The sequence below is a fragment of the Algibacter sp. L3A6 genome (assembly GCF_009796825.1).
Taxonomy (GTDB): Bacteria; Bacteroidota; Bacteroidia; order Flavobacteriales; family Flavobacteriaceae; genus Algibacter.
In genome coordinates this window covers 3,919,280-3,930,936 of the sequence record NZ_CP047030.1, presented here as the reverse complement: position 1 = coordinate 3,930,936, position 11,657 = coordinate 3,919,280, and the positions used below count along the sequence as shown (strand labels likewise).

Sequence of the window (11,657 nt, the reverse complement as noted above, 5' to 3'; positions counted from 1 at the left end):
TTGAAATTATTTTAAAGGCACAGACACTTTTACAACATCCCAAGCCATAGTTAAAAATAAATCGTCTGTAGAATTATCAAAAGCAATGGTAAACTGTTCTACAGGTTTCCTTAAATCTCTTACAGGAACCTCAATACTTAAAGCATCATAATTAGGATCCCACATCGGTTTCATTTCAGAATCGACACCCCAAGAATATTGCTTAGTGTTAAAAATTACAGTCCAAACAGAATCTTTTGGCACAGTCCATAAAGTATATTTTCCAGCAGGTAGTGGCATGCCTTTAACTTCTAGAGGTTTATTGGTTTCGAAGGTTGTGGCCTCGTTGGCACCCGTTCTCCATACTTTATCAAAAGGCACTAAGGCTCCAAAAACATCACGATTTTTCTTATAAGGACGGTTGTAAAACACCTTAAGCTCTAAGTCGTTTAACTCAAACTTCACGGTGTCTTTCGGACTTAATCGAGGAGCAAATATGTCTTCAACGAAAGTTGAATATAAAAACAAGCCTAAAGCTATTACAGCTAAGGATATTAAAACGCGTTTTAAAAAGGTGTTCATTTACGGAGCAATTTATTAAGGCAATAAAGATACTTTAAAAAGTATTGATTACTAAAAAACCTAACGCACATTTGCACGATTTTGTTATATTTTAAGTAAAATTTAATAGTTTTTGCAACACTTTGTTTTTTTTGTCGTCTTTTAAACGAACCTAAGCCAATATAATGATAAATTGGCCTAACCAACCAAAAGCAAAATTAGTATGTTTCAAGTTGACATTATTGAAAAATGTAAACAAAACAATCGGAAAGCGCAATTGCAGTTATACAACCAGTACTGCGACGGGATGTATATTGTTGCTAAACGATTTTTAAAAGATGCTAACGATGCCGAAGATGTGGTGCAGGAAGCTTTTATAAAAGCATTTACAAAACTGGATCAGTATAAAGCGGAAGTTACTTTTGGAGCTTGGTTAAAACGTATTGTTGTTAATAAAAGTATCGATTTCTTGAAATCTAGAAAACAAGAACTTGTGGAACTAGAAGAGGTGCACCTGAAAGTGATTGATACTACAAAAGACGACAAATGGTTAGTTGACGATGCGGTAACGTTGCATGATGTAAAAGAGGCTATTAATAAATTATCACAAAAATATCAATATGTGGTGATGTTATATTTAATTGAAGGATACGACCATCAGGAAATATCGGAAATTTTAAATATAACACAAGTAGCATCGAGAACGCAGCTATCGCGGGGAAAATTAAAATTACAAGAACTGTTAATACACAAAAATAATGGCACAAGATATTAGAGACTTATTTAAGAATGAAAGGGTTGTACATGATGAAATGCCAACCAAGCATGAAGCGCGCTTTCTTGAAAAACTAGATAAGGCTTTACCTGAAGCTCCTAAAAAATCTAGTTTGGGGTGGATGCAAATTGCAGCTAGCGCTGTTGTGTTTTTAGGTTTAAGTTTTGGTGCTTATTCCTTTTTTGACGGAGACACTAAAACCACCGAAATTATAGAAACCGTTGCAACTACAAAGGTAATGGAAACAAAAACTTTAGGTGATGTATCTCCAGGACTTAAAAAAGTGGAAGACTATTATTTAGCAAGTATTAATTTAGAATTATCTAAAATGAAATACACGCCAGAAACCAAAGAATTATTCGATGGGTATTTGGAGCAGTTAGACGAATTGGATAAAGAATACAAGCGATTATCGTTGGATCTTACAGAGTCTGGGCCATCTGAATTAACAGTAAATGCATTAATTGATAATTTAAAATTCAGATTAAATTTAATGTATCGATTACGCACACAATTAAAAGAATTAAAATCATCTGATGTTTTATCAGAAAAAGAACAATCAATCTAAATCAATCAAAAAATGAATAGTATAATTATAAAAATCAAATTATTAATGCTGAGTTTTGTTTTAACGGCAAGTGCTTTTGGACAACAAAAGTTAACAAAACTAGAGCAAAGTATTAAGGTGAATAAAGATGTAGTTATCGATTTAAATACAAGCCATTGTAATGTTGTTTTCGATACATGGAATAAAAACACTATTGAAATTGAAGCCTATGTTGAAGGTGAAAAAATATCGAAAGAGGCGCTTGAAAGTGTTTTACAATCTTGGGATGTTGATATTGATGCCACTTTTGATAAGGTTTCGATAAATACAAATAAATCAAAGCCTAATGTTGTTTGGGTTGAAAAAAACAATGATAGCGATGGCGATTTATTAACCATAATTTTTGACGAATTAAAATACGAATTGGCCGATTTACCTCAAGCTATCATGAATGGGTTAACCGTTGACGTGCCTGAAATTCCTGCTATGCCAGAAATGCCACAATTACCAGAACTTCCTGCAGGCGCACATGCTATGGAGTTTGATTATGAAGCCTACAAAAAGGATGGTGAAAAGTATCTAAAAAAGTATGAAGAAAAATTTGAAGCCACTTACGGAAAAGATTTTGAAGCTAAAATGGAAGCTTGGGGCGAAAAATTTGGAGAAGAATGGGGAGAGAAGTTTGGCAAGCGTATGGAAGCCTGGGGAGAAGCTTTTGAAGAACGATTTAATGAAGGCGATTTTGAAGAGAAAATGGAAGCTTGGGGAGAACGTTTTGGAGCGCAAATGGAAGCACAAGCAGAGCGTATTGAGGCGCAAGCCAATCGTGTTGAAGCACAAAGTAAGCGAGTTGAGGCCAATAGAGAACGCCAAGAAGAACGTGCAACTTTAATGAAAAACCGCCAAAAAGAAGTTGAAAAATTAATGAAAGGGCATGGTGATTCTAATATAAAGAAAACCATTAAAATAAAAATGCCAAACCATGCCAAGTTAAAAGTTAATATTAAATATGGTGAAGTAGAATTTGCTTCTAATGTTAGCGATTTAAAAGCTAATTTATCACATTCAAAATTTACAGCATATAGCGTTAATGGGAGTTCTACTTCCATTAATGCTTCTTATTCTCCGGTAAATGTAGAATTTTGGAATTTAGGAGAACTGAATTTGAATTACGTAAACAATGCAGAAATAAAAGAGGTAAAGCAGTTAGTTTTAAATGCCACATCATCTAATATCGATATCGATAAATTAAGCGGTAGCGCTATTATTGATGGAAATATTGGTGATTTAAACATTTCAAAAATAGAAGATAGTTTTAGTAATTTAAACATTATTCTTCAAAATAGTAATGCCTTTATAAAATTACCAAGTGTAGATGCTAACGTGCAATATAAGGGGAGTTATTCTAAATTCTCGCATCCAAATCAATCGGCTAAAAATCAATCGTCGTCTTCTTTTTCTAAAAGCGGATCTAGCGGAAAAAGTATTATTATAAATGCAAAGTATAGTAATGTTGAAATGGAGTAGGTTGATATAATTAACCCTAATTTTTCAGCATAAAAAAAGCGCCTTAAAAAAGACGCTTAAATTTTATTATTGATATCTAAATGTATTAGAATTGGTATCTTAAACTTAATGCGATATCAAAAAGTGTATTGTCTGTAAAACGATTGTTTCCAATTTCTGGTCTAAAATCTAAAGAAATTAATAACGGAATATCAAAATCGTATTCAATACCAACATCTCCAGCAGCAAAAAATCCGAAATCATCATCTAAGTTATTATCATTTCTTCCAGAGTATGATGCTAAACCAGCACCAGCACCAGCATACCAGTTAAATCCTCCGTCGATATTCCATACCCATTGGTATAAACCTGCTAATTTAAAAGCGCTGTAATCGTTTCCGTTTCTCCAACCTAAATCTGCTTCAATTCTATTGTTATCACCTAGAGCACGTTGGTAAGTAATTTCAGCTCCTAAACCTTCACTATCTCCAAGACGTAACCCTAAAGCGTTATCTGCAATATTTTGTGCGCTAGAGGCAAATGTAAAACCTAATAATGTAATTGATAATAAAAATAATTTTTTCATAGTTTAAATAGTATTTGTTATTGATATACGGCCTTTCATATTAAAAAGACCATGCGTTGTTTACATATTAAATGCATTGCAATAACGTGAAATTTCGAATTATATTTAAAGAAATATTGCGTAAGCGGTCTTTATTTGTTTTTTTGGGTTAAAAATGAGAATTGGATAGAGGTTGGAGGCTGGTATTAGCGTTTAAATGTATGAATAGTGTGTTTTTGTATGGTAGTATTTTTCGTAAGGAAACTCAAAAATTAATACATAAAGCAACCAATATTTGTTAGTATAAAACTAGATGTTTTTTTATACTATGCTTAGTGTCTTTTATGATTACTCATATTTTTCAATTTTTGTAATAATGTTATTTTTAATTTCTATTCCTATAGAATCAGTTTTCGTCTTATCTATTGGCTCTAATGTTAATTCAAATTCCGAGTTTTTATTATTCATTGGATAGATAGCAGATAAATAAAAATCATTTTTCCAATTAGAATATTTTCCAATATTATCAATTCCGGTATCGTTAATTTTATTTTCAATTTTAGGTAAATACTCATTTTCCCAATTCGAAACTAATTGACTAATAAAATCCAAGTGATTAGGAAAAGGACTTGTATTATTCCCTTCTAAAATAATTGTTGTTTCAAGTAGTTGGTTCTTCAATATTATATTACCATGCCAAGTATAACTTTTAGTATGATTAACACCTCTAATTCTCTGACTTTCTAAAACTCCTATTATAGGATGTTTAAAAGTCTTTTTTTGTCCAAAAAGAGAATCAATTATATTCATATATTATTTTTTGGATATGTTTCTAGTATTAACGCTTATGTATAAAATTGGGCTGTATGCGAGGGCTTTCCGCAGAAAAATCAGAGGCAATAAACTTGCAACTATCTTTGGTTAAGCCCAAAATCGAGTAATTATTTTTATAGATTGTTGGCAAATGTTTTATTTTTCAATTAAATTTTTAACTATACATTATTTCTCTCTTTACAACAACACACAACCAAGTAGGATCGAAACTATAGAAATGAGCGCTATTACTTTTTTATAAACGAGATTTAAAACTCAATACCAATCTGCTACTTGCAAAACTTATTCAACAATTCCTGCATTGCATCATTAGGATACCCATAACCACGTTTCTTTTTACCAAGAACGCTTAAAATCTTTTCATTAATATTGGAATTCAATTCGTCAACGTCTATATAATCAATATTGTCACTATAGTCTTCGGTAATATATCTCTTCATATCAAGGGTGGCATCCTGTATAGCGCCCAATACCTTTCTATTATTATTGGTAGTTAAAAAAACAGGCTGTAACTCTTTCGTGATTTTGTCTGTAAATTTAGAAGGAAAGTTTATCTCATTATTTTCCAATTGCTTAAAAAAGCGCTCAGCAAATACTTCATGGAAATTCAATAAATCCTTTTTTTTAAAATCAATTAAAATCACAGAATAATAAGAAACATCATTCATTAGTATTACACAGTTTTTCCTGCTAACCGTAAACACATTAGCGTTCCAGTTACCAAGAGGAGAAGATTTATCCGATTTAACTATACGTGATTTACCAACTACAGTTTCAAATTTTTGGGTACAGTATATTATTGTCATTATTTAAATTTCAAATTATCATTTATCTCAAACTCGTACTGCACCGCTTAGAAGTAATTAAGTGCATTTAAATTCGTTTGGTAAGCGAAGTTACAATAATATGGGTTGGGTTACTAATCAAAGCACTACATGGTCCGACAAAGGTATACTAGGAGATGGTAGAAAATAACAAGCTACTTTAGGGTTAAAGTTTTGAGTAAAATATTTATCGGTACTTAATGTATGATAAGGGACATCCTTTACACTAAGCCTTATTTATATTTACTAAGGTTTAGTATAAGAATAGTAGCGGCTTTTAAGGGACAAACCTTTCAATTTATCACTGAACTTTATATAAAGATACAAACTTTGAATTTATCACTAAACCCGCTATTATTTTTATACATTGTTAGTAGCTGTACATTTTAAGAATATTGATTTACACAATATATAAAGTTTTGTTCAGGTTCATAAAATAGAAAAATACTGTTTCCATCCTGAAAATAGTGTTCGCTCCAACATACACCAATTGGTACTAAGGTAATTAGTTCTTTATTGTTGAGTATAAGTTCTTCTCCAATTGAAATAAAATTTTGTTTATTAAAAGGCTCAAAACCATTATTTTTTTTGGGCTTTTGTTCGTTAAAATAATAAAAGGTTTCAATATAATTTAAATAATCAAATGAACTTATATCTATAGGATATGTTGAAATTATGTGATTAATAAACTCTTCACTTGTTAATTTTAACTTTTTATTATATTCTTCAGTCAAGAAGTTGAATAAATCTTTTATTAATTCATAGCCTTTAAATCTAGTTAGGTCACCATTGAATTGATACTTGCTCTGGTTTATCTTAAAAATTGAATATTCTTCATTGGGATTTCCTGTATTATTTTCATCATTTAACCAAACTCCATTATGTGATACAATATGAAATATCGAATAATCCTTTGATTTTTTCTTTTTGATTTTCACACTACAAAGAGGGTGATATATTCCTTTTAGTTCTTCATTCTCAAAAACAGTAGTAAAGTCTGGATATTCGATTATTTCAATACCCTCAAGTGAAAAAACATTATTTGTTAGATCACATTTTTTTTTCCACAAGTCTCTTATTGGTTGAGATAATTGCATACTACACTTTAGGCATAATTTTGTCCCGTCAGATTGTTTCAGAGGTACTGATACTTGGTTTTTACAAGTGTCGCAAATGGTTTTTTTAATACCTCTTGCACAGAGTGCACAAAGTCCTTTATGTTTATTAAATGTAGAAGATAAAACTAAAGTTCCACATTCATTACAAGATTTTTTTTCCATATTCAATTGGTCACTGGCGTTATATTGCTACTAACTTAGGGATAAGCTTATATTTTAATAAATATTCCTCGTATTATTTAATCCTTCTTGCTTGCGTTGCAAATGATAAGCCTTGTTGGCCTACGGTAGAATTCATAATTGCTTCGAATAAAGGTTCTGGGCAGTCTTTAGGTGTTTTCCATTCAAATACAAAATTAGAACCGGTACCTCCAGAGTTATCAATTTCATCAATAATAATTTCGCAGGTTTCCATAGGCGCCAAAAAGATAGCATGACCAATGTAAGGGCGCACATGTTTACCGTGTGTATCAAAATACTTAGCACTTAACACATAAATGGTATCTACATCGCTTGTGTTTCTTAAGCTAACCATAGTAGTTAAATTGTGTGTTTTATGCTCAGACATGCTAAAAATTTGAGAATAGGTAGACAAGTAAGACTTTCCGTATTCTAAGGAATCTGAAAGCGTTTTAGAGACTTTACGTTTCGACCAATTTTCGGTGCTTACCGAACTCATTTTAGTTTCGTTGTTACAGCTTGTAAAGAGTAAAGCTGTAAAAATAATAAGAAGGTATTTAGATGTATGCATAGAACACTTTATTAACATGAGTTGATACTTTTAAAATAAGGCTTTAAAATAAACTTTTTTTGCTGTTAAAGAAATTTTAAACCTATAATTTAAGCTGTGATATATACAAAGATAATGAAGAAAAGGCTTTAATAATTGTATCTATTGATATTTTAGAATGTAAAATTTTATTTACAGAAATAAAAAAAGCACCAATATGAATAACATATTGGTGCTTTTTTAAAAGGGCATTTAAAATGCCAAATTATTTTATTTTAGAAACAATAAACTGTGTACGTCTGTTTAGTTCGTGTTGAGCTTTAGAGCATTTAATGCTACCATCACATTGGTTTACAAGTTTTTCTTCTCCCAAACCTTTAAAGGATACAATTCTATCTTTATTAACCCCATGTTCTACAAGATAATTGTAAGTAGATTTTGCGCGTTTAACAGAGAGCCTTTTGTTGTATTCCGCAGGTCCTCTAGAATCTGTATGCGATTCAATTTCGATTGCCATTTCTGGATACGTGTTAAGCATTAAATCTACAATTCTATTTAGCTCATCAGTATCTTGATTTCTAATAGTAGATTTATCGAAATCGAAGTAAATAGGAGCTAACTCCACAATTGGATAAGGCTCCACAGTTGGTTTTGGTTCCTGTATTTTATTAAGAACAAAATCTTCGGTAATAGTTGATACATTCTTATCTACATTTTTAGAAGTTGTATCGCGAGAGTCTTCAATATATCCGTCTTTAGTAACTTGTAGTTTGTAATCGGTATCTCTATCAATATTAATATCATAGTTACCATCGCTATCGGTTTCAACAAAAGCAATAGTGTTTCCATCAGTATCCAACAAAGTTATGGTTGCATCTTCTATAGGAAGATTGGTTTCGGCATCGGTTAATTTACCGGCTATTTTTAATTGAGGTCTTTTATCGAAAGCATAAATATCATCGCTGCCTACACCGCCTTCACGGTTTGATGCGAAGTAACCAGAAAGTCCATCTTCATTTAAAAAGAATGAAAAATCGTCTTTACTAGAATTTACAGGAACGCCTAAGTTAGCAACGTTTGTAATGGTTTTGTCTTTACTGTAAACGGTTGCAAAAATATCCATTAAGCCTAAACCTTGATGTCCATCGGAAGAAAAGAATAATACATCTTCGCTATTTACAAAAGGGAATTTTTCGTTTTTATTGGTGTTTACAATTTCACCTACATTTATAGGTTCTCCTAAGCTGCCATCGGCATTAATATTTGCGTAATAAATATCCGATCCGCCAAATCCGCCAGGTCTATCCGATGCGAAATATAATTTTGTTTCGTCGCTATTTAACGCTGGATGACCAGTAGAGTAGGAGCTGTCGTTAAAAGATAATTCTTCTAAGTTTTTCCATTTTCCATCTGTAAGCATGGCACGGTATATTTTTAAATTGGTAATGCCTTCTGTGTTTTTACCTAAGACATTTTTATTGAAATCATTTCTAGAAAAATAAATGGTTTTACCGTCTTTGGTAATTGTAATTGGTCCATCGTGAAAAACAGAATTTATTTCACCTTTTAGTTTTGATTTATGATTTACTAAAGAGTCGTTAGTCCCTTTTTCGGTAACATAAATATCTAAAAACGGTTCTTTATTCCAACCATAAACATGTTTTGTTAATGCGCCTTTATCTCTAGCAGAAGTAAAATAAATATTGCCATTATGTTCAACGGCTCCAAAATCGCTAAATTCTGAATTAAACTTAACATCGGTTAAAAAATAACTTTGCTTTGCATTTACTATAGATTTCAAGAAGTCTTTATCGCTAGCTAGTTGGGCTTCATTAATAACACCACCTTTATTTTTATACTCACGCATCCATTGGCGATACCCTTTATAATCTTTTACACCTCTTAAAGCTTGTGCATAATTATAATAGTATTCTATAGGCACATTTGCTTGTTCTACAGCTTTTTGATAATACACCACAGCACTGTCTGGGTTTCTCATAAAAGCATAAGTATCGGCTAATTGCCTAGTGGCATAATCGGTATTAAAATCTTTATCAATTAACCTAGTATATACCTCTGTTGCATCGGCAAAAGCAAATGTATTGAATAGTTTATCCGCTTTTTTTTGCATGCCATATTGTGCGAACACCGTTACGGAAACAAGCAAGAACATAATTGTTAAGCAGTAATTTTTTAATTTCATGGGTCTATATTTAATTAAAAAAATATAAGTAGGTTTTAGGTAAAGTAAAACATGCGATTAGCTGTATTTACTATTCCATTTTTATCACTATAAACTGTGTACGTCTGTTTAACTGGTGGTCTTTTTCTTCACAATTTTGCCCATCTTCACAACCATTTGTTAATCTACGTTCACCAAATCCTTCGTGTTCTGTAATTCTTTCAGGGTTTACACCTTTAGAGATTATATACTCGTAAGTTGAATTTGCTCTATCTATAGATAGTTTATCATTGTAAGATAGTAGCCCTCTAGAATCGGTATGCGATTCAATTCTAATTACCATTTCTGGATAAACATTCAACATTAAATCTACAATTTTATCTAATTCTAAAGCCGCATCAGGACGAATGTTATGCTTGTTGAAATCGAAATAAATGGTGTTTAATTCTGCTAGCTTTATAACATCTGGTACAGGGTTTAAAAGTAAATTGGCTGTAATTGAGGTTAACTCGGTTTGCAGGTGTTTAGATGTAAATGTTCTGTAATCGTCGATGTATTTTTTCTGACTTGCAATAATTTTATAATCTTGATTTCTGTCTATATTTATTTGATAGAAACCATTTTTATCTGTAGTCATGTAAGCAACTTTTTCTCCTTTTGAGTTTATAAGTTGAATAACCGAATTTGGAATTGGTTTAGAATTAATAGCATCGCTAACCACACCTTCTACATGTAGAACAGGTTTTCTGTGATAGGCATAAATATCATCGTCACCACGACCGCCAACACGATTAGAGGCAAAATAGCCCGTTATACCGTTAGGGTTCATACTAAAAGAAAAATCATCCTTATTCGAGTTAATTGGAACGCCTAAATTGATAACATCTACAACTTCGTCTGCTTGGTCATCTTCACCTCTAATGGTAGCAAAAATATCTAACAAACCTAAACCTACATGTCCTCCAGAAGAGAAGAATAAGGTTCCTTCATTATTAATAAATGGAAAACCATCGGCCTGATCTGTATTAATTACTGGGCCAACATTTTCAGGTTCACCTAAAGTGCCGTCAGCATTTATATCTACAACGTAAATATCCGAACCGCCAAAACCTCCTGGTCTATCTGATGCAAAATATAATTTTGTATCATCATTATTTAAAGCGGGGTGTTGTGTTGAATAATCGGCATTATTGATAGATAAATCTTCAACGTCTGTCCAAAGACTATCACGTAGTTTAGCTCTATATATTTTCATGTTGGTTAAACCCTTTGCGTCTTTTTCTTCAACTTGATCTTTATAGTTGTTTCTAGAAAAATACATGGTTTTTCCATCTTTAGTAATTACCACAGGACCATCATGATAAATGGAATTTACATCACCCTTAAGTTTGGCTGTATGGTCTACATTACGTCTTGTTCCCGCTTGAGCGACATAGATATCTAAAAACGGTTGCTCGTTCCATCCGTAAACTCTTTTTACGGCCACACCTTCATCTCTTGCGGAAGCGAAATAAACTTGTCCGCCTTTTTCAAAAGCCCCAAAATCACTATACTTAGAATTGAATCTAACCTTATCTAAAAAGTATTGTTGTTGTGAATTGAAAACACTTGTTATAAAATTTAAGTCTTTAGAAAAATCGTTAGAATTTATAACACCACCAGAATCTTTAAAGGTTTGCAACCATTCGCGAGAATCGTCGTATTTTTTCATACCACGTAAAGACTGTGCGTATTTATAATAATATTCTACAGGAACATTATCTTGCTTTACAACACTTTTGTAATATCTGGATGCATTTCTAGGATCACGAAGTAGGGCATAGCAATCTGCTAATTGCCTAGTAGCGTAATCTCTATTATAATTATTTTGAATAAGTTCTCTGTATACTTTAGCAGCCTTAACGAACGAAAATTTATTAAAAAGGGTGTCTGCTCTTTTTTGTTTTCCTTGTTGAGCAAAACCATTAATACTTAATATTAAGGCTATACAAACTAATATGTAATTTTTTAGTTTCATATATAGGGTTTTATTTCTT

Annotated in this window: 11 protein-coding genes; 3 read left to right on the top strand and 8 right to left on the bottom strand. The window is 31.8% G+C overall.

The features are described from left to right. Window positions 1–6 precede the first annotated feature (6 nt). Window positions 7–561 (bottom strand): DUF2911 domain-containing protein, encoded by a 555-nt coding sequence (locus GQR98_RS16380; protein ID WP_159020500.1) that lies wholly within the window; start codon window positions 559–561, stop codon window positions 7–9. A gap of 202 nt (window positions 562–763) precedes the next feature. On the opposite strand from GQR98_RS16380, the gene GQR98_RS16375 reads away from it, so the two are divergent. From GQR98_RS16375 to GQR98_RS16365, 3 genes are read left to right on the top strand one after another with little or no spacing between them, the layout of a single operon-like run. Next, window positions 764–1,315, top strand: a complete 552-nt coding sequence (locus tag GQR98_RS16375; protein WP_042498780.1) for an RNA polymerase sigma factor — start codon at window positions 764–766, stop codon at window positions 1,313–1,315. Beyond that, entirely contained in the window at window positions 1,299–1,883 is a 585-nt protein-coding gene (locus GQR98_RS16370; protein WP_159020499.1) for a hypothetical protein, read from the top strand. Before GQR98_RS16375 ends, GQR98_RS16370 begins: the two co-directional genes overlap by 17 nt. Window positions 1,884–1,895: 12 nt before the next feature. After that, window positions 1,896–3,389 carry a hypothetical protein gene (locus GQR98_RS16365; RefSeq protein ID WP_159020498.1) on the top strand — a complete coding sequence of 498 codons (1,494 nt, stop codon included), beginning with the start codon at window positions 1,896–1,898 and terminating at the stop codon, window positions 3,387–3,389. Between the two features lie 85 nt (window positions 3,390–3,474). On the opposite strand, the gene GQR98_RS16360 is transcribed toward GQR98_RS16365, so the two are convergent. From GQR98_RS16360 to GQR98_RS16330, 7 genes are all read right to left on the bottom strand, one after another. Beyond that, entirely contained in the window at window positions 3,475–3,954 is a 480-nt protein-coding gene (locus GQR98_RS16360; RefSeq protein WP_159020497.1) for a hypothetical protein, read from the bottom strand. A 327-nt stretch (window positions 3,955–4,281) separates the two neighbouring features. Beyond that, complete coding sequence (locus tag GQR98_RS16355) at window positions 4,282–4,743, bottom strand: hypothetical protein (protein ID WP_159020496.1); 462 nt, start codon at window positions 4,741–4,743, stop codon at window positions 4,282–4,284. Between the two features lie 293 nt (window positions 4,744–5,036). Further along, entirely contained in the window at window positions 5,037–5,573 is a 537-nt protein-coding gene (locus GQR98_RS16350; RefSeq protein ID WP_159020495.1) for a DUF6933 domain-containing protein, read from the bottom strand. A gap of 404 nt (window positions 5,574–5,977) precedes the next feature. Beyond that, window positions 5,978–6,871 carry a hypothetical protein gene (locus GQR98_RS16345; protein WP_159020494.1) on the bottom strand — a complete coding sequence of 298 codons (894 nt, stop codon included), beginning with the start codon at window positions 6,869–6,871 and terminating at the stop codon, window positions 5,978–5,980. 73 nt (window positions 6,872–6,944) lie between these two features. Beyond that, a complete protein-coding gene (locus GQR98_RS16340; protein WP_074936420.1) occupies window positions 6,945–7,460 on the bottom strand; it encodes a DUF3124 domain-containing protein in 516 nt (171 codons plus the stop codon). Between the two features lie 244 nt (window positions 7,461–7,704). Beyond that, window positions 7,705–9,642: an OmpA family protein gene (locus tag GQR98_RS16335; protein ID WP_159020493.1), complete on the bottom strand. Its 1,938-nt coding sequence runs from the start codon at window positions 9,640–9,642 to the stop codon at window positions 7,705–7,707. Between the two features lie 70 nt (window positions 9,643–9,712). Next, window positions 9,713–11,638 (bottom strand): OmpA family protein, encoded by a 1,926-nt coding sequence (locus GQR98_RS16330; RefSeq protein WP_233268029.1) that lies wholly within the window; start codon window positions 11,636–11,638, stop codon window positions 9,713–9,715. Between the last annotated feature and the right edge of the window lie 19 nt (window positions 11,639–11,657).